This window comes from Alistipes sp. ZOR0009 (genome assembly GCF_000798815.1).
Classification (GTDB): Bacteria; Bacteroidota; Bacteroidia; order Bacteroidales; family ZOR0009; genus Acetobacteroides.
Genome location: NZ_JTLD01000033.1, coordinates 144,664 through 167,869, shown reverse-complemented (window position 1 = coordinate 167,869; position 23,206 = coordinate 144,664). Strand labels below are relative to the sequence as shown.

The 23,206-nt window shown below is 44.2% G+C and carries 22 protein-coding genes, 3 tRNA genes and 1 pseudogene; 14 read left to right on the top strand and 12 right to left on the bottom strand.

Features of this window, described 5'->3' with window-relative positions; translation table 11 throughout:
- Positions 1–83: 83 nt before the first annotated feature.
- Positions 84–263, bottom strand: a complete 180-nt coding sequence (locus L990_RS20000; RefSeq protein WP_156121503.1) for a hypothetical protein — start codon at positions 261–263, stop codon at positions 84–86.
- A gap of 15 nt (positions 264–278) precedes the next feature.
- Complete coding sequence (locus tag L990_RS19995) at positions 279–563, bottom strand: hypothetical protein (protein ID WP_156121502.1); 285 nt, start codon at positions 561–563, stop codon at positions 279–281.
- A 555-nt stretch (positions 564–1,118) separates the two neighbouring features.
- Here L990_RS19995 and L990_RS10720 point away from each other — a divergent pair.
- From L990_RS10720 to L990_RS10710, 3 genes are all read left to right on the top strand, one after another.
- Positions 1,119–1,490, top strand: coding sequence for a BlaI/MecI/CopY family transcriptional regulator (locus tag L990_RS10720; RefSeq protein WP_047448732.1), 372 nt, complete (start codon positions 1,119–1,121; stop codon positions 1,488–1,490).
- On the top strand, positions 1,487–3,394 hold the full coding sequence (locus tag L990_RS10715; RefSeq protein WP_081981678.1) for a M56 family metallopeptidase: 1,908 nt from the start codon (positions 1,487–1,489) through the stop codon (positions 3,392–3,394). Before L990_RS10720 ends, L990_RS10715 begins: the two co-directional genes overlap by 4 nt.
- A gap of 151 nt (positions 3,395–3,545) precedes the next feature.
- On the top strand, positions 3,546–4,961 hold the full coding sequence (locus L990_RS10710) for a tetratricopeptide repeat protein (protein ID WP_047448727.1): 1,416 nt from the start codon (positions 3,546–3,548) through the stop codon (positions 4,959–4,961).
- Positions 4,962–4,977: 16 nt separating this feature from the next.
- Here the strand turns inward: L990_RS10710 and L990_RS10705 are convergent, their stop codons facing one another.
- Positions 4,978–5,478, bottom strand: coding sequence for a DUF2062 domain-containing protein (locus L990_RS10705; RefSeq protein ID WP_047448724.1), 501 nt, complete (start codon positions 5,476–5,478; stop codon positions 4,978–4,980).
- A gap of 159 nt (positions 5,479–5,637) precedes the next feature.
- On the opposite strand from L990_RS10705, the gene L990_RS10700 reads away from it, so the two are divergent.
- Both L990_RS10700 and L990_RS10695 read left to right on the top strand, forming a co-directional pair.
- On the top strand, positions 5,638–6,501 hold the full coding sequence (locus L990_RS10700) for a DUF3078 domain-containing protein (RefSeq protein ID WP_047448721.1): 864 nt from the start codon (positions 5,638–5,640) through the stop codon (positions 6,499–6,501).
- A 113-nt stretch (positions 6,502–6,614) separates the two neighbouring features.
- Positions 6,615–6,923 (top strand): Dabb family protein, encoded by a 309-nt coding sequence (locus L990_RS10695; protein WP_047448718.1) that lies wholly within the window; start codon positions 6,615–6,617, stop codon positions 6,921–6,923.
- Between the two features lie 80 nt (positions 6,924–7,003).
- Here the strand turns inward: L990_RS10695 and L990_RS10690 are convergent.
- Positions 7,004–7,456: pseudogene (locus L990_RS10690) on the bottom strand (methionine-R-sulfoxide reductase); the annotation flags it as partial.
- A gap of 146 nt (positions 7,457–7,602) precedes the next feature.
- On the opposite strand from L990_RS10690, the gene L990_RS10685 reads away from it, so the two are divergent.
- Together L990_RS10685 and L990_RS10680 are read left to right on the top strand one after the other, a co-directional pair.
- A complete protein-coding gene (locus L990_RS10685) occupies positions 7,603–8,385 on the top strand; it encodes a hypothetical protein (protein WP_047448715.1) in 783 nt (260 codons plus the stop codon).
- 4 nt (positions 8,386–8,389) lie between these two features.
- The gene (locus L990_RS10680) at positions 8,390–9,001 is read left to right on the top strand and encodes a hypothetical protein (protein WP_047448713.1); all 612 of its coding nucleotides are present in this window, start codon (positions 8,390–8,392) and stop codon (positions 8,999–9,001) included.
- 47 nt (positions 9,002–9,048) lie between these two features.
- Here the strand turns inward: L990_RS10680 and L990_RS10675 are convergent, their stop codons facing one another.
- From L990_RS10675 to bcp, 5 genes are all read right to left on the bottom strand, one after another.
- The gene (locus tag L990_RS10675; RefSeq protein WP_047448710.1) at positions 9,049–9,414 is read right to left on the bottom strand and encodes a helix-turn-helix domain-containing protein; all 366 of its coding nucleotides are present in this window, start codon (positions 9,412–9,414) and stop codon (positions 9,049–9,051) included.
- A 242-nt stretch (positions 9,415–9,656) separates the two neighbouring features.
- Positions 9,657–9,803, bottom strand: a complete 147-nt coding sequence (locus L990_RS19990; RefSeq protein ID WP_156121501.1) for a hypothetical protein — start codon at positions 9,801–9,803, stop codon at positions 9,657–9,659.
- Positions 9,804–9,886: 83 nt separating this feature from the next.
- Positions 9,887–11,833, bottom strand: coding sequence for an ABC-F family ATP-binding cassette domain-containing protein (locus L990_RS10670; protein ID WP_047448708.1), 1,947 nt, complete (start codon positions 11,831–11,833; stop codon positions 9,887–9,889).
- A 130-nt stretch (positions 11,834–11,963) separates the two neighbouring features.
- On the bottom strand, positions 11,964–12,974 hold the full coding sequence (gene recA / locus L990_RS10665; RefSeq protein WP_047448705.1) for a recombinase RecA: 1,011 nt from the start codon (positions 12,972–12,974) through the stop codon (positions 11,964–11,966).
- 11 nt (positions 12,975–12,985) lie between these two features.
- On the bottom strand, positions 12,986–13,450 hold the full coding sequence (bcp, locus tag L990_RS10660) for a thioredoxin-dependent thiol peroxidase (RefSeq protein ID WP_047448703.1): 465 nt from the start codon (positions 13,448–13,450) through the stop codon (positions 12,986–12,988).
- A 130-nt stretch (positions 13,451–13,580) separates the two neighbouring features.
- Between bcp and L990_RS10655 the strand changes: the two genes are divergently transcribed.
- From L990_RS10655 to L990_RS10635, 5 genes are all read left to right on the top strand, one after another.
- Positions 13,581–16,307: a tetratricopeptide repeat protein gene (locus L990_RS10655; RefSeq protein WP_047448700.1), complete on the top strand. Its 2,727-nt coding sequence runs from the start codon at positions 13,581–13,583 to the stop codon at positions 16,305–16,307.
- A gap of 10 nt (positions 16,308–16,317) precedes the next feature.
- Complete coding sequence (locus tag L990_RS10650; RefSeq protein ID WP_047448698.1) at positions 16,318–16,596, top strand: ATP-dependent Clp protease adaptor ClpS; 279 nt, start codon at positions 16,318–16,320, stop codon at positions 16,594–16,596.
- Between the two features lie 185 nt (positions 16,597–16,781).
- Positions 16,782–16,868, top strand: a tRNA-Ser gene (locus tag L990_RS10645).
- Positions 16,869–16,876: 8 nt separating this feature from the next.
- Positions 16,877–16,951: transfer RNA gene (locus tag L990_RS10640), tRNA-Pro, on the top strand.
- 46 nt (positions 16,952–16,997) lie between these two features.
- A tRNA-Pro gene (locus L990_RS10635) sits at positions 16,998–17,072 on the top strand.
- A gap of 89 nt (positions 17,073–17,161) precedes the next feature.
- Here L990_RS10635 and L990_RS10630 read toward each other — a convergent pair.
- Positions 17,162–17,935, bottom strand: a complete 774-nt coding sequence (locus L990_RS10630) for a helix-turn-helix transcriptional regulator (protein WP_156121500.1) — start codon at positions 17,933–17,935, stop codon at positions 17,162–17,164.
- A 146-nt stretch (positions 17,936–18,081) separates the two neighbouring features.
- On the opposite strand from L990_RS10630, the gene L990_RS10625 reads away from it, so the two are divergent.
- Positions 18,082–19,332, top strand: coding sequence for an arginine deiminase family protein (locus L990_RS10625; protein ID WP_047448689.1), 1,251 nt, complete (start codon positions 18,082–18,084; stop codon positions 19,330–19,332).
- A gap of 47 nt (positions 19,333–19,379) precedes the next feature.
- On the opposite strand, the gene sucC is transcribed toward L990_RS10625, so the two are convergent.
- A complete protein-coding gene (sucC, locus tag L990_RS10620) occupies positions 19,380–20,567 on the bottom strand; it encodes an ADP-forming succinate--CoA ligase subunit beta (protein ID WP_047448687.1) in 1,188 nt (395 codons plus the stop codon).
- A gap of 69 nt (positions 20,568–20,636) precedes the next feature.
- Here sucC and L990_RS10615 point away from each other — a divergent pair, with 69 nt between their 5' ends.
- Positions 20,637–21,167, top strand: a complete 531-nt coding sequence (locus L990_RS10615) for an RNA methyltransferase (RefSeq protein ID WP_047448685.1) — start codon at positions 20,637–20,639, stop codon at positions 21,165–21,167.
- Between the two features lie 47 nt (positions 21,168–21,214).
- Here the strand turns inward: L990_RS10615 and L990_RS10610 are convergent, their stop codons facing one another.
- Positions 21,215–22,951: a tetratricopeptide repeat protein gene (locus L990_RS10610; RefSeq protein WP_052180916.1), complete on the bottom strand. Its 1,737-nt coding sequence runs from the start codon at positions 22,949–22,951 to the stop codon at positions 21,215–21,217.
- Between the last annotated feature and the right edge of the window lie 255 nt (positions 22,952–23,206).

Genomic DNA, 23,206 nt, shown 5'->3' with positions numbered 1-23,206 from the left:
ATCGGCCAGCTTAGCAGCGCATCAGGCTAGGCGTACCCTCCTTGCCTATTTTGCCCTTTGCCGCGCTCTGCTCTAACATTATATTACACTACGGTGATGCTCCTGTCCAAGGCTTCGAACTTCGGATTTTTATTCTCCAGCATTTTCACCTCAAAGTGGCCCATAAAGCAGCTTATAGCCTTCATAAGCTCGCTTTGCAAGGCGGTAGACCCCCAATATACGCTTTGTAGCGCCATTCCAAATGCACCAAAACAAGGAAACACTTGATAATCTGCGTTTTATTTTTGCAGGTACGAAAAATGATTTTTCGTACCTGCAATTTGATTTTGCAGATAGGAAAAACCATTTTTCGTACCTGTTTTTTGCTTTCGTAGATAGGAAAATCCATTTTGCATACCTGCTTTTTGATTTCGTAGATAGGAAAAAGCATTTTGCACATCTACTTTTTGGTTTCGGAGATATGAAAAACCGTTTTGCACATCTACTTTTTGGTTTCGGAGATATGAAAAACCATTTCGGAGACCTACTTTTTGCTTTCGTAGATAGGAAAAATCATTTTTCATATCTGCTTTTGGGTTTCGGAGGTATGCAAAACGATTTCGGAGACCTGCCTTTTAGTTTCGGAGGTATGCAAAACCGTTTCGGAGTCCTACTTTTTAAAATTGCTGGAAGTATCCCTTCTAAGTGAGTAAGCAAAATGGTTTTTCTAGAAAATCGTTGAGCCCATATTTCCCTATTAGAAAAAAGATGATGCCGAATGAGCCTAAAATTCAAATCAAAAGGGTTTAGATGCCATCGAATAAAAAAAATCGAATAAAAAATCGTCCTAACCAAACTAAAGATTCAGAAAAGCCCCCTCGTTCCCTCCCTTTTCGCTTAAATACGCTACTGTCGCAGCTACAAAATCGAAGAAAAGGGAATACATCCCCCAAAAAACCATAAGCGCTGCTTCAAAAAAAAACTTTTTTTTTCAGAAGCAGCACATTTTTATCCCTGATTTAATGGCAGTTGCTTCAACAAGCCCCTTCCAAAACTAAAAATATAAAATAAATACTATAAAAATAGTTGTTATTACTATTTTTATAGTTACATTTGTTTGTAGATAATTTTAAATAGCAATGGAAAAGTTAACACGTCAAGAAGAGAAGGTAATGCTAGCAGTATGGAAAACCGGCGAAGGTACTGTAAAGGATGTGCTCGAAAACTATCCTGAAAAGAAAAGGCCTCACTACAACACGCTTGCTACCGTTATCAAAGTGCTGGAGTCTAAAGGTTTTATCGATCACAAAACCTACGGAAACGTAAACGTTTACTTCCCCATTGTAAAGCAAGAGGAGTATACCTCCAGCTTCCTGTCGAGCTTCGTTAATAGCTACTTCGAGAATTCGTACAAAAACATCGTATCGTTTTTTGCCAAAAACGAGAAGCTTACCGAAGACGACCTGAAGGAGATCCTCGAGATGGTAAAACAAAATAAGAAGGAATCATGACCGTCGAGTTTCTAATATACTTAGGGAAAGCATCCCTAAGTATACTGCTCCTGATGCTGCTCTTTAAGGCAGCCCTATCGGCCGACCAGACGCTCGTCCGAAACCGATTCTATCTGGTTGGAGCAATCGTTTGGAGCGTAGTGGTTCCCATTCTAACCATGCAGCAGGGAACCTCGCAGGGAAACTTACTTCCGGCGGTGGTCATAAGCCCAACCTACACCATAAATATTCCCGAACTCGTAGTTACCCCCAGCAGCACCAGCGCCAACGGCGATTGGGGCAGCACCTGCAACATTATTCTTACCGTTTACCTTACTGGAGTGGCCATTTTCCTGCTTAAAATGGTAGGCTCGTACATCAGAGTAATCTATATCATTGCAACCGCAAAAAATTTGGCTATCGATAGCTACCAAATAAAGGTGACCCGCGCGGCCATCTCCCCCTTTGCCTTCTTTGGATGGATTGTCTTTCCCGAGAAGCTAATTGAACACCGCGATTTAACCAAGATGCTCATCCACGAGCGCGTTCATAGCCGGCATTGGCACTCGTTGGATATGCTTTTAGGCGAAATATTTACGGTGTTCCAATGGTTTAACCCAGCGTCGTGGATGCTTAAGCGGCTAATTGTCGAAAACCACGAGTACACCGCCGACCGAGCGGTTGTCGATCTCGGAATCGACACGTACGAGTATCAAGCCTCGCTGGTAAACGCCACGGTAGGGAGAGAGGTGGTTCCGGTAAACCATTTCAGCTTAATCCTTATTAAAAAACGCATCAAGATGATGAACAAAAATCGTAATTCAGCATGGTTACGAGTAAAAGGAATACTCGTTCCAGTAGCATTCGTATCGGCACTCGCGCTTACCTCGTTTACCGTGGAAATGGGGGTTGATAAGATATCGAAAAATAACGCAACCTCAACTTCGAACGATGCATCCACCAATTTTACTCAATTAGCAAGTGAAGCAACACTTCAGGATGATAAGATCTACAATACTGCTGAAGTGATGCCCACCTTTAAAGGTAAAGATGCAACTCTAGGCTTCCGAGAGTACATTGTTAAGAACCTTAAATATCCTGAGGTTGCTCTTAAAAACGGCATCCAAGGAAACGTTTACGTACAGTTTATTGTAGAAAAAGATGGCTCTGTTTCCAATGTAAATATTCTAAAAGGAGTTGACCCATCCCTGGATAAGGAGGCCATACGAGTAGTATCTCAAGCAACTGGATGGAAAGCAGGCGAAATAAAAGGAACGCCAGTACGAATTTCCTTCACCTTCCCTATTCACTACATGCTCTCCGATTGGACAAAGGTCTCAAAAAAAGGTAAAGGAGAAGAGGCAATTTACTTAGTTGCCGAGGACATGCCCACCTTCAATGGTAAAGAGGCCAGCTTAGGCTTTAGGGAGTACGTAGGTGCAAAGCTGAAATACCCCGAAGAGGCAGCAAAAAAAGGAATACAAGGAACCGTATATGTACAGTTCATTGTAGAAGCATCAGGTGAAGTTTCTAACGTAAAAATACTCAGAGGCACAGATCCCTCTCTCAACCAAGAGGCCATCCGAATTGTTAAGAATTCTCCCAAATGGGATCCAGGAAAGCAGAAGGGAAAGCCAGTAAGAGTATCGTTTACCTTCCCTATTAAGTTTAAGTTCGACGGGGCTCCCGAATCTACACAAACGAGCGAAGACCTATCAAAGGTTCTCAAAATCGTGAACGGCAAAGAGTACACAGGAGATGTTAACAACCTCGGAACCGTAGATAAAATTACTATTCTAAAAGGAGAAAGTGCCGTTGCAAAGTATGGAGAAAAGGGGAAAAATGGTGTAATTGAAATGACTGTAGTAGAAGGCACCTCAGAATCAAAAGTTCTAACTGGCGCAAACATAATTGGGAAAAAGTAGGTATAGCGATTCATTCTTACAAACAATCCTAAATCTTTCATTTTAAGCTATACACTTAATTAAGTCTCCCAAGTCAGCATTAATTTAAGCACTGCCGCCCCCCTCGGCAGTGCTTAAATTAATCCTACGAAACCGAATCTAACGCTTACCCATGAAAGCATTACAAATCTTAGTATCAACACTTCTATTCTTTAGCAGCACTACCCTCTTCGCACAACGCGAGGAGTACAACCGCGCCATCATAAACGACGATAGAGAGGCCATAATCAGGTTTGGCGAACAGCTGCTGTCAACTGGACAACCATCTAAAAAGGTGTACAGTCGTTTGGCGCTTGCCTACAAGGACAAGAACAGCTACAGCAAAAGCATCGACTACCTCAACCGAGCCTACCTACTCGACTCTAACGATGTGAAAACATCCCTGCTGCTTAGCGAAGTTTACCTCGCCAAAGGCGAGGAGGACAAGGCTCTGCTCTCCCTACAAAAAGTTAACGAGCTCGACTCCAACAATACGCAAGCCCTTAGCCTGATGCTAAAATTTTATCTTAGCAGTAGAAACATGCAAAGCGCCCTCTTTTTTGCTCGTAGACTTTGCGCTATAGATAGCAGCAACGCATCCTACTTCCGAAATCTAGGACGCGTATACGAATCTAACAACGAATCAAAAAATGCGCTTCCGGCCTACATAAAGGCAGTTCAGCTCGACTCTTCCAATATCGGAACAGTGCTTCTCCTTTCCAGCGCGCAAATAGCGAATAACAAATACACTGAAAGTATTGCTACTGCCCAAATGGGGCTTGCACAGCTTCCCGACAAAAACTCACGCCTAGCAATTCTACTCCGCCGCAATATTGCCAACGCCCATTACAGAAATGAGGAGATTGACTCGTGCCTTACCTACATAAAGAATCTAATAAACGACGGTGATAGCACCGAAACTTACTGCGACAAGCTGGGCGGCTTTGCCAGCTTCAAAAAAGGATTTTATCTCGATGCTTCGGAATATTTACAGCGGGTTTACAACAAAAGCGTAGATATGGATAGCTTAATGTTCGAAATCCCCTACTATCTAGGCAAGTCGTACTACGAAGTTAACGATAATAAAAACGCATTAAGATATATTGCCAAGGCCATCGACAACTTAAAGCCCGATCACACCAAGCTATTTATGGGCTATATCGAGTATGGCAACATATTCGAAAAAACTCGAAGATTTTCAGATGCCATAGAGAGCTTCAACAAGGCCAAAGAGTACGATCCAGAAAGCACAATCCCTTACTATAGCATTTCCGATATCTATAGCAACGAATTTAAGGAGTTTCCTAAAGGAATTAACGAGCTGAAAAGTTTCCTTCGAAAGGTTGACGAAAAACGGAAAATGGGTAAAACCATTTCGCCCGAATTAGAAAGCAGCTACTCCAGCGTAAAGAAAAAAGTTGAACGAGATAACGAATACTTTTTCTTCGAAGTTGGTACCGATGGGAAAAAGCAGGCCTATAAAACAAAGGTGAACAGTAAAGGTGAAATTATAGAGAAAAAGCCCCTCTCCCCTAAAAAAGTCAATTAACGAAGAAAGCGAGCACCTAGGCTCGCTTTCTTACAAATATCTTGAGAATTCCAAAGGTTAGAATTCCAAAAACGGGAGCAGCAATCAGCGCAAGCACCACGCTTCCTATTATGTACTGATGCAGCGCAGCCATTACCAAATCGTAGTTGGCTGTTGCTAACGTTATATGCACCGCCTTATCTACAAAAAAAGCCCCTAGCCCCATGCTTAAAACCAAAATTGGGCCAAGTATCGGCGGAACGCTCAAATAGCTAGCCGCAATAACCAGCGGCTTGTTTAACCTAAACAGAAAAGCCGCACCAACAGCAATTAAGGTCTGTAATCCCCAAGCCGGAACTATCGAAATAAAAACGCCCACCGAAATGGAGATACTTTTCGTAAAATCGCTCTCGTTGGGGTCAACCATCAAATCTTTTACCTTTAAGGAGTATTCCCTAAACCTTACCCCAAGAGATTTCTTCATCTTTTCGGGCTCTTGCTCCTGCTGCATGGTAGAGTTGTTCTCTGCTACGCTCATTCATTTAATATTTTGAATTCCAAAATTAACAAAAATCAGACCGAAACCACTTGCCATTTTTGGCAGTTCTAAAATTCGTTACTTATTTTACAATAGACGTTAACTGAACAAGTAGATTAGGTTATCAGTTTATCAACTAAACCGCAAATATTATTTAGTATGCAACGATTAACATTACTAACGGTAGCACTGATGGCGCTATGCGCGTACACCAGCGCACAGGAAGCGCCTAAAGATTCCATTAAATATGGATGGGCAGTTAAAGGAGAAGGAAGCATAGGGTTTTCGCAGGTGGCTCTGAGCAACTGGACTGCGGGAGGCGAAAACACCTACTCCCTAAACAGCATCTTCAATATAAACGCTGTTCGTACTTGGAGCAAGTCTATTTGGCAAAATGGAGTAAACCTAGGCTACGGAATTCAGCATCTCGAAAGTAAGGGGACAAAAAAGGTGAACGATCAAATTAGCCTCAACTCCCAATTTGGCTATAAGGCGTCGGGCCATTGGTACTACTCGGCACGCGCCAACCTCCAAACGCAATTTGCCAACGGCTACGACTACGGGGTCGATCCAAAAAAGTTTACCTCACAATTCTTTGCTCCAGCGTTTCTGATTACCTCGTTGGGTATGGAGTTTATCAACAAAAGCCAAACGCTCTCCATTCTCATCTCGCCCATATCGGCCAAGTACACCTTTGTGCGCAACGATTACCTCTCGAGCATTGGCGCCTTTGGCGTAACGCCAGGTGAGCATAGCAAATCGGAAGTGGGTGCTGTAGTTGCCGCAAAGTACAAGAAGGAGAATATCATCAAAAACGTAAACATCGAAACATCGCTGCAGCTCTTCTCCAGCTACAACGACAAGCCCCAGAATATCGACGTCAACTGGCAGATGATACTCTTTATGAAGGTAAACAAATATTTGGCCACCACGCTTACTACCAACCTGATTTACGACGATAACGTAATCAGCAAAATTCAGTTTAAGGAGATTTTGAGCGTTGGGCTAGCCTACTCGTTTTAGCCAATGCAGCCACAAGCGCTTTGCGTAAAACAGATGCTACCACACCGATTTAAACAGTTCTACCTACTTTAAACTTACGCCATAGTTAATATATTTGCCGCAAAATAAGCTATATGGTAAAACACGTTGTTTGCTGGAAACTAAAGAGTGAGGTAAACGGAAGAAGTAAGCTTCAAAATGCGCTCGAAGCAAAAGAACGGCTCGAAGGTTTAAGAGAGGTGATTGATGAGATCCGTTACATCCACGTAGGGATAAACGCCCCTGGCACTCCCGAAGGAAACTGGGATCTGATATTAGAAAGCGAGTTCACCACGCTTCGCGATCTGGAAGCCTACGCCGTGCACCCCGAGCACCTAAAGGTGGTTGAGTTTATAAAGCAAATTACCGAAGCGCGCATCTGCGTGGACTATGCAAAAGGTTAACATCTTGGTATAATATAAAGCGAGGAGCTCCCATTTAAATGGGGCTCCTCGCTTTTCTGTGCATATTGCCTCGAAGGCTACTTTTTATCGGGAATAAACTCCAGCGAGATGGAGTTAACGCAGTGGCGCGTGTTTGTCTTTGTAAAACCTTCGCCTACGAAAACATGCCCCAAATGCCCTCCACACCGGGCACAAGTTATCTCTGTGCGACGCCCATCGGCATCGGTGGTGCGCTTTACTGCCCCCTTAATCTCATCGTCGAAGGCAGGCCAGCCGCAACCCGAATTAAACTTGCTATCCGAATGGTAGAGCGGAGCGCCACATTGCCGGCACACGTAGGTTCCTTTATCAAAAAACTTATCGTACTTTCCCACAAAAGGGCGCTCAGTTCCCTTCTTAAGTATCACGTATTCCTCCTCGGGTGTTAGCTTACGTAGCTCCATTTTTCCTCTTTTTTTCGATTTGACATCCTTCTGCTGCGCCGCAACACCACCTACAACAAGCAGCATTAGCAGTATCGTAATCCATTTCATGGCATCATTTTTTATGAGGAGATAAACAACATAAAAGGTAAAAAGCTAGACAATCCTCTACCATTCGTTCAAAATATATAAAATTTAGAATCGATGCGGATCGAAAACGGCTATCTTCGCAAAAACCAACCTGAAAAAGCTCCCGCATGAGATACCTCAACAACGTTTTATGTATACTTGGTGCCACCCTTTTGCTTACACAAGCCAAAGCGCAGGAAATTGGCAAACTACGGATTGGGATCGAAAGTGGAACATCCACCTACGTCTCGGAATTTAGGGAGAGCGCCTCTATTAGAGCCACCAACTCCATCTCGCTATGGGAAAGCACCGCACACGACGAAATAGAAACCTCCCTTAACCGCTTCTATACCGGTATTAAAGGCGAATACCTATCGAGCGATGGCTATCTGACCCTACTTTCGGGAGTTCGCTACACCCACTTCGAAAGTACTATTGAGCGCGACGATTTTTGGAATCTAAGTAGCAACACCTCCAAATTTTACATTCTTTACAACCAAAACGGGACACTCACCGAATACGCCCAAGCCAGAAACGTGAAGCAGTCGGCCGACTATCTAGGGATTCCCTTAGAGATGAGAATGTACACCATGCGCCCCCGCTTTTTTCGGCTATTTGTAAAAATGGGGTTCGATCTCAGCTTCAAGGTAGGACACCGCACCAAAGTCGATCTGGTAAGCCCAACCATGCGCCCCTACGAGCATCTGGTAGCCAATTCGCTTGGCGCTCCAGCGTCGTTCCTCTCCACGTTTAATCCCAGTATCGGATTTAAGCTCGGCAAGGAGCACAGCCTCAACGCCAACTTCGAGGTGCTGCTTCCTGCCTACATCCTCAGCAACAACACCTCGTCGATCGTAACCAGCAAGGCTGGTATCGGCGTGCAGCTATTCATCTCCTATCCCATAAACTAAGAAAATGAAAAACATAGCCTACCTTATAGTAGCCCTTTTTGCAGTAGCTGGTTGCAGCAGGGAGTCCGATCTCCGAAAATCCATCTTTATTCCCGATCCCGACGACGCCCGCCTGCCCGCCTACACCGAGTGGGGCTACAACACCTTTGGAGCCTACCTAAACGAAGAGGCATTTACCAACGAGCAAGTCTCGAAGCCAGTAACCATATACGCATCGAGCACCAGCACCGAATTCCGTTTTGAGGGCTACATCGGCGAGAACTACTTCGATAAAAATGGGAAAACAACCGTGCTCGCGATCAAAACTACCGCGCTTACGCTTAAGGCTATTGAGGAGATAGAGTCACTCAACGGAAAATCCATCTCGTTGTCCGACCCCGCTGTTGCTGTTACCGTTTATGATGATGGCGCAACGCAGCCGCTCCATATCACCACCGGAAAGTTGACCTTCAACCGTGTCCAGAAGGTGCTAATCGACAAAAAATATAGCCAAATGATCATATCTGGCTACTTTGAGCTAGCTGGAGATAGAGGTAATGGCTCGCGGGTGGTTCTAAGCAAAGGAAGATTTGATGTTGGCGTAAAAGACTACTACAACTTCATTACGCTGAAATAGCCAACGCCCGCACCGCATACCCAAAGCCCGGCCATGCTGTCGGGCTTTTACGTTGATGGCTGTTGCCCCTTGTGCCGCTCTAGGATGAAGCGCTCCACCTCTGCCATATCCTCCACAGGCAGGCTCTGCACGAGCTCCACCAGGGCCACCGCGCTATCCTTTCGGCGGATGGCCTGCAGCGGATGTTCGGCCATATCGTCGGTAGGCTTGGTGGGCGTCCACTCCAGTAGGTCGTTGGGCGTACAGCGGAGATGCAGGCAAAGATGCTCCATGTCGGCCAGCTCCACCATTCGATGCCTGCCGTTGGATATGTTGTAGGCCTTTGTGCGTTGGTAACCTAGCTTTTTAAGGTAGCTGGTAACATCGTCAATCCCCTTAAGCTTTAGCGCACGGGCTACGTTTAACTTTAGCATAAAGTTAGATTTTAATCGGTTAATACTATTTCATCCGATTAAGTTTTACGGATAGCCGTAGCGAAGGTTGCAAAATGGTGCCGTTTTGTTACGCTTGCTACCTATCCTTGACGCTTCAGCTACTCTTGTAGGCTACTTTTGCCGTGCAGCAAAGTTTCAGCTACCCTTATAGAATATCTCCGCCGTGCAGCAAAGTTTCAACTACTCTTGCAGAATATATCAACCGTGCAGCAAGATTTCAACTACTCTTGCAGGATACATCCACCGTGCAGCAAGGTTTCAAGTGCGCTTATAGACGTAATGCACCGCTTATCGGCGCTACCATTAGGCTTACGGACGCCTTGCGACTTAAGGGGAGGCTGGTTGGTAAGCTGGAGGCAACTCTCCATTTTTACAGCTTAAAGAAAACGGCTCTTTCCGTTGCCTTTAGGCAGCAGAATAAAAAAAGGGCGAAAGTTACTTCGCCCCAATGCTATCCTTTTAGCCCCTCCAGCTCCTCGTGGGCTATCTCCCACTCGTACATTTTTTCCTCTATGGATTTCTTAAGGGCATTATACTTCTTAAATAGTTCCGGATCGGAAGGGTCTATATTATGGTCGGATGGGTTGCTGAACATCTCGTCCATGCGGGCAACCGCCTCCTCCAGCTCCTCCACCTGCTTTTCGATGCTAGCAACAAGGTTTTCGGCCTTGCGAATTTGGCGGTCGAGCTCCTTCTTTTCGAGGTACGACTGCTTACCATCTGATACGCCACCGTCGTTCTTGCCCGACTGCAGCGGCGTTGCCTTGCGCTCCAGCTCCTGCAGGCGCTCCATCTTACGCTTGGAGAGAAACTCCTGAATGCCCCCGAGGTGCTCTTTTACCACCCCATCGCGAAACTCGTACACCTTGCTCACCAGCCCATCGAGGAATTCGCGGTCGTGCGATACCACCAGCAGCGTGCCATCGTAGTCCAATAACGACTGCTTTAGAATATCCTTCGAGCGCATGTCCATGTGGTTGGTGGGCTCGTCGAGAATCAGCAGGTTGTGAGGCTCGAGCATTAGCCGAGCCATAGCCAATCGCGACCGTTCGCCTCCCGAAAGCACCATTACCTTCTTATCGGCCTCCTCGCCACGAAATAGGAATGCTCCCAAAATATCGCGCAAACGGGTACGAATATCTCCCACAGCAACGTGCTCTAGGGTATCGTAGACGGTAATATTTCCGTCCATCACATCGGCTTCGTTTTGGGCAAAATAGCCAATCTTTACGTTGTGCCCCAACGCGTATTCGCCCCTTGTTTTGGGATGCTCGCCCATTAAAATCTTGGCCAAAGTCGATTTACCCTCGCCATTACGGCCAACGAGCGCCACCTTTTCTCCGCGCTCCACCACAATATTGGCTCCGCTAAAAACGTGCTTCTCGCCGAAGCTCTTACCTAGCTCCTTGGTTTCCACCACCACCTGTCCCGATCGGGGTGCTGGCGGAAATTTGATGTTCAAACGGGAGTTATCCTCGTCGTCTACCTCTATAATATCGAGCTTTTCGAGCTGCTTAATGCGGCTCTGCACCTGGTTACTTTTGGTAGCCTTGTAGCGGAAACGCTCTATAAACTCCTCTGTGTCGGCAATCTGCTTTTGCTGGTTGGTGTAGGCCGCCAACTGCTGCTCGCGGCGCTCCTTGCGCAGCTCCACATAGTGGCTGTAAGACGTTTTATAGTCGTACACCTTACCCAACGATATTTCGATGGTTCGGTCGGTCACATTATCCAGAAAAACACGGTCGTGCGAAATTAACACCAGCGCGCCAGGATAATCCTTCAGGTAGGCTTCCAACCATTGGATAGACTCAATATCGAGGTGGTTGGTGGGCTCATCAAGCAGCAGCACCGACGGGCGGCGTAGCAGCAGCTTGGCTAGCTCTATGCGCATGCGCCATCCTCCGCTAAAAGTCGATGTAGGGCGCTCGAGTTCCTCTCGCTTAAAACCTAAACCAAGAAGAGCCTGCTCTGCCTCGCCTTCCTGGTTACCTCCACCAAGCATATGGTAATGCTCGTTGGCATCGGATAACCGGCTGCACAGCTTAGCGTATTCATCACTCTCATAATCCTCTCTCGAAGCAATGAGGGTTGTCAGCTCCTCGAGCTCTCGCTCTAAGGCCTTCAGGTGTTCAAAAGCCGTTAGCGTCTCCTCCACCACCGATCGGGTATCGTTCACCTTCATCTGCTGAGGTAGATATCCGATGGTAACCTCGCTGGGTATAGCAATCACCCCTCCATCGGGCTGGCGCTCGCCGAGAATTACCTTTAGCAAGGTAGACTTACCGGCACCATTACGACCAACAAGACCAATACGGTCGCGCTTGTTAATCATAAAGGATATGCCCGAAAAGAGGTCGGTTCCCCCAAACGAAACGGTTACATTATTGATAGATATCATTTCTCGCCTAATTTATTGGCTGCAAAAGTAAGAAAATAGCGGTTATCTTTTAGATAATAAATATTGATAGATGCAAAACTAAACAGGCCGCTGCATGAGCAACGGCCTGTTTTTATCGCTTAGGCTATCCCTACACCGTAGTAAGGGCTGCACGTATTTTTCCTTCGAGCTCTTCGGCCAACTCGGGGTTATCGCTTAGCAGCTGCTTAACCGCATCGCGTCCTTGTCCCAACTTAGTGTCGCCGTAGCTAAACCACGAGCCGCTTTTCTTCACAATTTCATACTCCACACCAAGGTCGATAATTTCACCAATCTTCGAAATACCTTCGCCGTACATGATGTCGAACTCGGCTTTACGGAAAGGTGGAGCCATCTTATTCTTAATAATCTTCACCTTAGCGCGCGTACCCGTAGCATCCTCACCATCCTTGATTTGGGTGCTCTTACGGATATCAATACGCACGGAAGCATAGAACTTAAGCGCATTACCCCCTGTAGTTGTTTCGGGGTTACCAAACATAACGCCAATCTTTTCGCGCAGCTGGTTGATAAAAATACAGGTCGTGTTGGTTTTGCTAATAGTTGCCGTTAGCTTACGAAGCGCCTGAGACATCAAACGAGCCTGTAAGCCAACCTTATTTTCGCCCATGTCCCCCTCAATTTCAGCTTTAGGGGTAAGTGCCGCAACAGAGTCGATTACCACAATATCAATTGCTCCAGAACGGATTAGGTGATCGGCTATTTCCAAGGCCTGCTCTCCATTGTCGGGTTGAGAGATTAGCAACGTTTCCACATCAACGCCCAGCTTCTCGGCATAAAAACGGTCGAAAGCATGCTCGGCATCAATAATGGCAGCAATACCTCCTGCTTTTTGAGCCTCGGCAATAGCATGAATGGCAAGCGTTGTCTTACCAGATGACTCTGGCCCGTATATTTCGATCACACGTCCGCGAGGATATCCACCGATACCCAGAGCGACATCCAAGCCAATAGAACCAGAAGAGATAACTGGAACATCTTGAGTAGGCTTATCGCCCATCTTCATGATAGCCCCCTTACCAAAATCCTTCTCAATTTTATCAATGGTCGCCTGAAGTGCTTTTAGCTTGTCCTTGTTAATTTCTTGTTTTACAGCGGTCATTTTATGGAATGTTATTTTTTGTACGCGTCTAAAATCTGCTGATCGTGACTCTTCACCTTTACCTTTTCAAAAATTTGCTCGATGATCCCGTTGCCGTCAATCACGTAAGTTTTTCGGATAACCCCCATGTACTTCTTACCGTACATGCTCTTTTCACCCCAAGCGTTGTAAGCCTCCAGAATTACCTTGTCGGTATCGGCAACCAGCGTAAAAGGAAGGCTATGCTTTGCTATGAATTTTTTATGCGACTCCTCGGAATCGGCGCTTACGCCAACCACCTCAAAACCTTGAGCTTTGAGTTGCTCCCATCCGTTGCGCAGGCTGCACGCTTCGTCGGTACATCCAGGGGTGTTATCTTTGGGATAAAAGTACAGAATTAAACGCTTCCCCTTGAAGTCACTCAAGCTAATCTTTTCTCCGTTCTGATCGCGTCCCTCGAAATGAGGAGCTACATCTCCTATTTGTAGTGCTGCCATATCCAATAATTTTACAATAAAACTAAGAAATAAATCTGATAAAATATGGGCTTTTTTAATATCGCTGATGATTTTTAGGTTGTTAAACCCCTACGAATAGCTATTTTAGCGAGGTAAATTTCAACTGGCTATGCATAATCTTCAGAAATACCTAACATTACTGCTACTTCTTTTTTTGGGATTTAGGGGGGAGGCACAAACCGGCTCGTCGTCCGAGGCTAACGACCTTTTTGCAAAAGGGAAGTATGCGCAATCTATCCCGATATACCGCACGCTACTCAACCGCTTTCCAGAAGATCCCACCTTCAACTACCGAGTTGGTGTGGCCTACTTTTTATCCAACGAAAATTTACATGAAGCATATAAGTACCTAAAAATAAGTTCCACCAAGGAAGTTCCCTCTATGGTATACTACTACCTTGGAGAGGTGTGCCGCTACCTTTACCGATTTGACGAATCGTTGGAGTACTACAAACGTTTTATGATGAACGGAGGCTCTCCCGATATCTCCAAAACAACCATCGAAATGGCTGCCAGCGCTGCCTCTAACGGACAAAATATGCTAAAGTACGCAGCTAAAGTAACCCCCATCGCTACGGCAGAAGTCCCTTCGTCCGAGTTCTACAAGGCATACGATAGCTACGCTGAGGATGCTGGGTTTGGCGCCATCCCAGATAACCTAAAAACCGTCGTAGATAAACGAAAGGGAAATAAGTCGCTAATTTTTTCGAAAAAAGACGGAGGAGCAGTTGGCGACATTTCCGTTTACGCCAGCTATGGGCTGGGAGAAACCAACAGCTTAGATCTGTACTATATAGAAAAGCTTTCTGACAACACATGGAGCCGTCCTCAACGGCTACCTAGCTCGATAAACTCACCGTTCGACGAGAGTTACCCTTACATGTGCGCTGACAATTCCACCCTATACTTTGCATCTAAAGGCCTATACAGCGTTGGAGGGTTTGATATTTACAAAGCAACCTACAATAAAGAGTCAAAAGAATGGAGCGCCCCCGAAAATTTAGGTTTTCCCATCAACAGCCCCTATGATGATTTTCTATTTGTACCCAATCCCGATAAATCGTACGCATGCTTTGCCTCTTCGCGCAGCACTAAATCGGCAGATAGCCTTTCCGTTTTCAAAATTGGTGAGATCGGAAATCCGCTGCATCTAGAAATTACGGCTCCCATGGCATTAGAGATGCAGTCTTTACAGCTAGCACCAAAGACAGAAACCTCACAAAGCGAGACAACAGAAGTCAATACAAATATAAAGCCAGCCACAGGGGTAGAGCAGCTAGCCAGCTACCGCAAAATAAAAGATATGCTAGCAAACAACGATATGCTGGCAGATTCTACCGTAAACAAAATAGAACGGCTGCGGGCGGTTTGGTCAGACCTTCCTGATTCTTCACGAAAAGATATCGAGAAGCTCATATACCTCAACGAAAAGAAGCTTGCAGAACTAAACACCATGCATTCGCAGCTGACAGAAAAAGCAATGAGCATGGAGCAAGACTTCATTTCGGGGAAATTAAAAATTGAGGTTGAAGCCAAACCCATAGTTAACGAATGGTTTGCGCTAAACAGTAAGCTATCAGGATACCTTAGCACTGAACAGCTGGAGAAGTTGAAGCAATCCCCGTTAAGAATGGGTGCCGCAATTGCAATGATCGATAGCATCGCATCTACCACTACACAGATTAGCGATATCAAGCAGATATACGAAGCCTCAAGTGGCGAAGAAAAAAGTGGAGCCGGGAAGAAAATGGAGGAGCTACAGGCCCTGTCTGCACGACTAATGAACAATGCAACCCTAAAATGGGGATGGTTCTACAACGCCTACTTCGAAGTGATGGCTAGCCTTGCAAGCACCACAAAAGGAATAAACAGTAGCGCTGACACAACCTTAATCCAAGCTGCGATACAAAATAATCTTGCAGCCAAAGGTATCCGAAACAACATGGATCAAACAGGCGATACCCCGAAAGACTACCTCAAGCTACAGGAAGCCTACCAAGTGGAGGCTGCATCTTTAAATAGGCTCAACATCTTTTTGGCCCAAATAGCGGGCGAAAAAGCCTTAGCGGACTCTATCAAAAGCACCCTTGCTCCAGATCTCGAAATTGCTGACGCTGCTGAAACATCAAGTCAAAATACCCCGTTAAACGATTTTGGTGCTATAAAACGAGACAACGTTCACCTGCCAACAATAACCTTCTCCGCTGCAAGTTTACCCAGCGAATTCAGCATCGGGACAACAGCTCTCTACAATAAACAAGCTCAAATACCAAGTATCCAAACAATACCATCTGGTATCATTTTTGCGATACAGTTAGGATCTTTCTCGCAAGATTTAAATTATTCGCTCTTCAAATTCGCTCCCATGTTCTACGAAACAAGCGGACAAGGAGCCGTAAAGAAGGTATATGCGGGAATTTTCAGGAGCTATCAAGCGGCACAAAATGCGCTACCCGAGGTTAAGATTAACGGCTTTAAAGATGCCTTTGTAGTAGCATTTGCCGATAAAAAAGCGACATCGGTAGCCAAAGCCCGTCAGCAAGAAGGAAAGGTTGCAATAAAAGACCAACCCTCTCCAACAGCATCTTCGCTCATGTTTCGAGTTGTTTTGGGCACGTTTAACAAGGAACTCCCTTCAAACATAAAGAAGATTGCAGAAGGATATCTTGGCGACAAAGAAATTATTCGATCCGATTTGGCAGATGGAAGCACCACTTTCAGCATCGGGAATTTTGATAACTTTGAACAAGCAATTTCAATAAAAGATAAGCTTATATCCGAAGGATTAGTTGAAGCTTTTGTTACTAAAATAGATTTAAACCAAGCAGCACAATAGGGAGGTTACAATGAGTTTGGAGAGCCTTTTTCCTGATTTGAAGGAAAACATTAAAAAAAAACAGACCAACAAGTACGCGTTAATACTTCACAACGATGAGGTAAATGATTTTGAACACGTAATGGAATCGCTAATTGAAGTATGCCGCCACAATAGCGAGCAGGCCGAACAATGCACTCTTTTGGCCCATCTAAAAGGAAAATGCGATGTTAAGCATGGCGAATACTCGTATCTCGAACCCATGCGCGAGGCGCTTTTGCTACGCGGAATAAGTGCTACAATTGAATAATATCACCTATTCAAACAAATTAAGGGGATTGTCATTTTTTAACAACTCTCTTAATTTTCAGAACAATGAGGAGCAAAACCAAGCGTAAAATCGGTGTAGAGGCAAAATAATGTAGATAAAATGTTCCTCGAATGTTTGGCAACTTGGAAAATGTCCTTATCTTTGCACCGCAATCACGAAAAACTGGTGAGGTGGGTGAGTGGCTGAAACCAGCAGTTTGCTAAACTGCCGTACGGGTAACCGTACCGGGGGTTCGAATCCCCCCCTCACCGCAGTTAAACGGGGTGTAGCGTAGCCCGGTTATCGCGCCTGCTTTGGGAGCAGGAGGTCGCAGGTTCGAATCCTGCCACCCCGACAAAAAACCGGAGACAAGTTCGTCGCTTGTCTTAAAATAAAAACGACGGGGTGTAGCGTAGCCCGGTTATCGCGCCTGCTTTGGGAGCAGGAGGTCGCAGGTTCGAATCCTGCCACCCCGACAAAAGCCATCGATTTATCGGTGGCTTTTTTGTTTGAATTTATATGCATTACGGGGAATCAAAAGGATGCTTCGACATCCTTTCCCTTTCTAGTACTTCTGCAAGAATTCGCCTAACGACTCATTATGTTCTAGCTCAAATGTCCGCCTAAGCTTAGTTCGTATTGCTTCTGCGGTCTTAAACCCAACGTTCACAATTTCGGCCATATCTTTTGTGGTAATTCCAACCCTAACCAACGCGCATATCTTAAGATCGGCAAGCGTCAAATCAGCATAATCTTTCTTCAGGTTTTTAAAAAAAGTAGGATAAGCAGCTGAAAATTTCTTTTCAAACAACAGCCAAAGCCTTGTTTCCTCATGCTTGCTCAGCTCTATCACGAGCCCATCTATCACCCCAACGTCCTTTCCTGTGAACTTTTCGCGCACCTTTTTGATTTTTATTTTTAAGCTACGAATGAGGTTGTTCCGAGATATCGGTTCCATAATTTTCAGAGCAATCTCCTTGTTTGTCACATTCTGCAAAATTTCGTCTTGCTCCTTTTTGATCTGCTCAAATCTATTTTCAACCTCAGCAACCTGCCGCCGAAGATTCTTGTTCGCAATCCAGAGATAAGCAGCCAGCATCACCAAGCATAAAAACAGAACAAAGAAGGTTATGCTGCATATGGAGTTTCCTATCAACTCTTCTACAATAACATTCGAATGTAAACAGCAAATCAAAATATTATCTGCAACCTTCGTATGCCCCATTTCGCGTACAAAAAAGAGCCCAAAATCAGAATGGAAATCACGAAAGGCCATACAACCGACATCCACTTCCTTGAAAATCAACAAAGAATTAGAGACAAAATACCCGAAACCCATAATATTAACTTTAGTATGCTTTACTGGTTTAAATTTAAATATTTTTCACACATTACAACGTGCCTAAAAAGTCCTAAATTTAGTTTTGGAATGTGTAACCTTAATCGTATTTTTGGCCTCATTCATAAAAATGAAACTATTAACTCATGGAAGTAAGTGTAAGCTCTGAATTTGGAGTACTGGAAGGCGTTATACTCCATACGCCAGGTGCTGAAGTTGAGAATATGACTCCAGAGAATGCTCAAAGGGCATTATACAGCGATATCCTTAATCTTGCCGTAGCCAAGAAGGAATACCAGCAAGTAAAAGGCGTACTAAGTAAAGTAACTCAGACTTTTGAAATTGGCGACCTGCTAACCAAAACCCTATCGAATCAGACGGTCAAGGAAGTTCTTATTCAAAATATCTGCGCGTCAGAAAAGGTTCTCCCGCTTGTAGAAGATCTAATAGACCTACCAGCGCCCACATTAGCCAAGCTTCTAGTAGAAGGTTTACCGCTTAAGCGTAATACGCTTACCAACTTTTTAAGCAAAGATCGCTATTCCCTACAACCCCTTTACAACTTCTACTTCACTAGAGATGCTTCAATCTCGGTAAACGACAAAGTTTTAATCGGGAAGATGGCCAACGGCGTCCGCGATAGAGAAGCCATCATTATGGAGGCAATATTCAACCACTCTGGTGAATTTATAACCTCAACGGTCAACCCATACAACTCCATGGATGCAAAAGCGATATCCATAGAAGGAGGAGATGTTATTGTAGCCCGAGAAGACGTATTGCTCATTGGCAATGGATGCAGAACAACCACTCAAGGAATCGACTTCATTTTAACTCGCCTTCTGAAAAGGACTAATAAAAAGAAGTTCCACATCATTGTACAGGAACTACCCGATACCCCAGAGTCATTTATCCACCTAGACATGGTGTTTACTCTACTGGACTACAACAAGTGTATGGTTTACGAACCAATTATCCTTGAGAACAACAAGTATCAAACAGTGCATATCACCATTGACAACAACAAAGTTGATATTAAGGCTGTCGACAATATGCTTGTTGCACTTAAGTCGCTAGGAATGGATTTGGAGCCTGTTGTTTGTGGAGGAACTAAAGACATTTGGAATCAAGAGCGCGAGCAGTGGCATAGCGGCGCCAACTTCTTTGCCTTTGCACCAGGAAAAGTGATGGGGTACGCCCGCAACATCTACACCATGGAGCAAATGAATAAGCATGGATTTGAAATCCTCAGAGCAAAAGACGTAATCAACAATATTGTTGACATCAACAGCTACAGCAAATGCGTTGTAACAATAGATGGATCTGAACTTCCTCGTGGTGGAGGTGGTGCCAGATGTATGACAATGCCCGTAAGAAGACAAAGCGTTAACTGGTAAAATAAAAAAGGCTGATCAGATGATCAGCCTTTTTGCTAGTAAACAATTCAACCAACTGCATCCTTAACCAGCTTTGCAGCATCTAGCAAGGATATCGCAGATAAAACTTTTAGTCCAGATTCATCCAAAATTCTCTTACCTTCTACAGCATTTGTCCCCTGCAAACGAACTATCACTGGCACATCAATGGCTCCTATTTTTTGATAAGCGCCAACAATACCTTGAGCAACCCTATCGCAGCGAACAATACCGCCAAATACATTAATGAGAATCGCCTTTACATTGGGATCCTTAAGAATTATTCTAAACCCTGCTTCGACGGTAGTTGCATTAGCCCCTCCTCCAACATCCAAAAAGTTGGCGGGCTCTCCACCTGAAAGCTTAATAATATCCATTGTAGCCATTGCCAAGCCGGCTCCATTCACCATACACCCGACATTCCCATCCAGTTTTATAAAGTTAAGGTTGCTTTCTGAAGCCTCTACTTCAAATAAATCCTCCTCGTCTTTATCTCTATAAGCCGCAATATTAGGATGACGAAATAGCGCGTTATCATCAATGCTCATTTTGGCATCAACAGCGAATATTTTATTATCAGAAGCCTTTAAAAGCGGATTAATTTCAAGTAAAGAAGCGTCCGATTTCAGGTAAGCATCGTAAGCCGCTCTAATAAACTTTCCGAAGTTCTTTAGGCTTTCTCCTCTCAAGCCTAACTTAAATGCAATATTTCGAATCTGATTTTCCTGTAAACCGACTGGCTCCACAACTTCCTTGTGGATTAGCTGAGGTGTTTTATGTGCAACCTCCTCTATATCCATACCACCCTCGGTCGAAAAGACGATGGCATTTTTACCGAGTTTTCTATCAAGCAATATGGATAAATAGAGTTCCTTGGGTTCAGACTCTCCTGGATAGTAAACATCCTGAGTGACCAACACCTTTCTGACAAGTTTTCCTTCTGATGTTGTTTGCGGCGTAACGAGATGCATTCCAATAATCTTCTCAGCAACATCTTCGACCATATCCAATGTTTTGGCCACCTTTACACCGCCACCCTTACCGCGTCCACCAGCATGTACTTGTGCCTTAATCACCCAGAGTTTTGAGCCCGTTTTATCCTCTATCTGCGTTGCCGCATTTCGAGCCTCTTGAGGTGTATACGCCAAAATTCCATATGGAACTTGAACTCCATATCCGGTGAGAATTTCTTTAGCCTGATACTCGTGTAGATTCATATTGATAAAAGTTAGGAGTGGTTTAAATGTTAGGTTGTTGTATCTTTACCCCTCAATTTTGAAATTAAAATGAGGAAGCTAGAAATACACGAGTTAAACAGAATAGATGTTGAAGAGTTCAAAAGAGTCGAAAAATACCCTATAGCAATCGTTCTCGATAACGTCAGAAGCCAAAACAACATAGGCTCCGTATTTCGTACAGGAGATGCCTTTAGAGTTGAAAAAGTGGTGCTAACAGGAATTTGTTCAACTCCCCCCAATAAGGAAATCCACAAAACGGCATTGGGCGCAGAAAAGAGCGTTACATGGGAATACTTTGGCGAATGCCTCGATGCCATAAAACAGCTAAAAGAAGAGGGTTATACCATAATTGCTGTAGAACAAGTGGAAGGTAGCATTAAGCTCCAAAATTTCGAGGTGAAAAAAGAAGAGAAATACGCGCTAATATTCGGTAACGAAGTAAAAGGTGTGGACGAAGAAGTTGTCAAGGCGAGTAATCTCGCCATAGAAATTCCACAAGAAGGGACAAAACATTCCCTAAATGTGTCGGTAACGGCAGGTATTATTATGTGGGACTTTTTTAGAAAAATGGCCTTATAAAAAAAGGCGATCCTAAAGGATCGCCTTTTTTATTTATCTTAACTCAGTTACTGAGCAATTGCCTGGAATGCTGCATTTTGAAGGTAAGCACGGAATTCGTACTCTGTTACAGCAAGTTTCTTTAAAGAAGCATCACCAGAAATAGCTTGCTTCAAGTTGCTCAATACTGCAGATTCGTTTCCTTGACGAGCAGCAATAACAGCCTTTAGGTAGTACCCCTTAGGTGAATTTACTTGCTCAAGAACTTTTGCAGAATTTTCAGTCTTGCCTACAAGAAGAAGAGCAAGAGCTTGGTTGAATGAGTTTGTACCTGCAAGGTAATCTACTGCTGCAGTGTATTGACCCTTAGTTATAGCAATTGCACCAAGGTTGTACTTAACCTGCTCACCAGCATCACCTGCTTGGATGAATAATTTTTCAGCCTCAGCAACCTTGCCTTGAGCTAGAGCAACAGCTCCTAGGTTATTCTTTACAATACCGTCATTGTTGATTGCAGCAGCAGCCTCGAATTGAGAAGCAGCGTCAGCAACCTTACCTTGAAGTAGGTAGATAGCTCCTAGGTTGTTAATTGCCTTGTAGTTCTTAGAATCTAGTTGGATAGCACCTTGGTAAGCTGCAATCTTGTAGTTCATATCAGAAGAAAGAGTTGCACCATAAACCAACTGATCTGCAGATACATTAGTAAAGTCTTTGTTAGCAATCTTAGCCTTGATCTGATCGTCAGAAAGACCAATGTTGTTAACATTAGCAATTAAGCTAGACTTTCTAAGAGCAGGAAGAATGGTGTTCTTAAGATCTGGCCATGCAGCAGAAATATTCTTGATTTCGCGATCACGTACGTTTGGATCATTGTACATAGAAACAACGCGAAGAATAAGTTCCTTATCAGCAATATTAGACTTGTTAACTAAAGCAACAAATCCGTCCCAGTCTTCACCAAGAGATGAAACTTGAGCATTGATTGAAGATCCCTTAGCAACCTTAGCCTTCTTCGCTTTTTTAGGTGCAAAAACAGATGCTACAGCCTTGTTAGTTTCAGTACCACGCTTTGCAGATAGCTTATCATTAAGCTCTACAGAACCGTCTGGAGAAGCGTAAGATTTGATAGCAAGACCTTCGAAAGATTTGTTTACAGAGTCAGCCTTAGCAGCAGCAATGTAAGACTCTAGAGCCTTAACTTGATCTTTTGTAAGTTCTTTCTTACGAACAACTGCTTGGTTGATCATAAATAGAATGTCAGCGCTTTGTTGCTCTGGGGTAACTCTTTGGTAAGTTTGTTGGTAGAAAATAGGTTGAGCAGCGTTGTTTGCCATTGTGTAAAGAGCGCTAACTCCATCTGCCAACTTAAATGGTTGATCGAAAGGAATTGACTTCTTCTTGTAAAGAATATTTACACGAAGCTGAAGTGTTGCCATGCGCAATTGATCGTTGAAAGGGAATTCAACTTCTTGCTCGTAGCTACCACCTGTTTCGTAGTTAATAACTTGGTAGTTATCCTTTACGTCTTCACCTTGAAGAACCTTGGTTGGTGCAAGAACTTCGCCACCACTGTAAACAAGAACAGGAGTTACTTCTAGAACCGCCTTCTTGTTAAAGAATTTTGGAGGAAAGCTAACGTTAATCTTCGCCTTTACCACTCCAGCCTTAGCTTCCAATGAGGTAGGAACACAAGTCACCTTCACTTGATCAGCAGCTTTCTTCATCTTTTCTGGATTGCTACAACTTCCTAGAAGTAGAATAGCAGCCACCATCGATGCTAAATAGCTAATACGAATGTTTCTCATAATCGCTTGTCTATTTTGTATTAAAGTTTTATTTAAATACAGGTCATTTACTTGCAAACTTATAAATCTTTAAGCTAAAAACGAAATAATGCAACAAATAAATGCTCTTTTTAAAAAACAAAAACGCCGTTCGGCATTTAGTCTACAGTAAGCAACTTTTAGGCCAAAAGTTCAAAAAATATCCTATTCCATTTATCCTTGTTAGCAAAAAAGGGGGAAAATGATTCTCCCCCTCCTCTATCTCTATTCGATAAT

Bases quoted from the DNA above. Each gene is read 5' to 3' on its own strand.
- L990_RS19995 (WP_156121502.1), bottom strand. From the start codon at position 563: ATGAAAAATGATTTTTCCTATCTACGAAAGCAAAAAGTAGGTCTCCGA.
- L990_RS10720 (WP_047448732.1), top strand. From the start codon at position 1,119: ATGGAAAAGTTAACACGTCAAGAAGAGAAGGTAATGCTAGCAGTATGG.
- L990_RS10715 (WP_081981678.1), top strand. From the start codon at position 1,487: ATGACCGTCGAGTTTCTAATATACTTAGGGAAAGCATCCCTAAGTATA.
- L990_RS10710 (WP_047448727.1), top strand. From the start codon at position 3,546: ATGAAAGCATTACAAATCTTAGTATCAACACTTCTATTCTTTAGCAGC.
- L990_RS10705 (WP_047448724.1), bottom strand. From the start codon at position 5,478: ATGAGCGTAGCAGAGAACAACTCTACCATGCAGCAGGAGCAAGAGCCC.
- L990_RS10700 (WP_047448721.1), top strand. From the start codon at position 5,638: ATGCAACGATTAACATTACTAACGGTAGCACTGATGGCGCTATGCGCG.
- L990_RS10695 (WP_047448718.1), top strand. From the start codon at position 6,615: ATGGTAAAACACGTTGTTTGCTGGAAACTAAAGAGTGAGGTAAACGGA.
- L990_RS10685 (WP_047448715.1), top strand. From the start codon at position 7,603: ATGAGATACCTCAACAACGTTTTATGTATACTTGGTGCCACCCTTTTG.
- L990_RS10680 (WP_047448713.1), top strand. From the start codon at position 8,390: ATGAAAAACATAGCCTACCTTATAGTAGCCCTTTTTGCAGTAGCTGGT.
- L990_RS10675 (WP_047448710.1), bottom strand. From the start codon at position 9,414: ATGCTAAAGTTAAACGTAGCCCGTGCGCTAAAGCTTAAGGGGATTGAC.
- L990_RS19990 (WP_156121501.1), bottom strand. From the start codon at position 9,803: ATGGAGAGTTGCCTCCAGCTTACCAACCAGCCTCCCCTTAAGTCGCAA.
- L990_RS10670 (WP_047448708.1), bottom strand. From the start codon at position 11,833: ATGATATCTATCAATAATGTAACCGTTTCGTTTGGGGGAACCGACCTC.
- recA (WP_047448705.1), bottom strand. From the start codon at position 12,974: ATGACCGCTGTAAAACAAGAAATTAACAAGGACAAGCTAAAAGCACTT.
- bcp (WP_047448703.1), bottom strand. From the start codon at position 13,450: ATGGCAGCACTACAAATAGGAGATGTAGCTCCTCATTTCGAGGGACGC.
- L990_RS10655 (WP_047448700.1), top strand. From the start codon at position 13,581: ATGCATAATCTTCAGAAATACCTAACATTACTGCTACTTCTTTTTTTG.
- L990_RS10650 (WP_047448698.1), top strand. From the start codon at position 16,318: ATGAGTTTGGAGAGCCTTTTTCCTGATTTGAAGGAAAACATTAAAAAA.
- L990_RS10630 (WP_156121500.1), bottom strand. From the start codon at position 17,935: ATGGGTTTCGGGTATTTTGTCTCTAATTCTTTGTTGATTTTCAAGGAA.
- L990_RS10625 (WP_047448689.1), top strand. From the start codon at position 18,082: ATGGAAGTAAGTGTAAGCTCTGAATTTGGAGTACTGGAAGGCGTTATA.
- sucC (WP_047448687.1), bottom strand. From the start codon at position 20,567: ATGAATCTACACGAGTATCAGGCTAAAGAAATTCTCACCGGATATGGA.
- L990_RS10615 (WP_047448685.1), top strand. From the start codon at position 20,637: ATGAGGAAGCTAGAAATACACGAGTTAAACAGAATAGATGTTGAAGAG.
- L990_RS10610 (WP_052180916.1), bottom strand. From the start codon at position 22,951: ATGAGAAACATTCGTATTAGCTATTTAGCATCGATGGTGGCTGCTATT.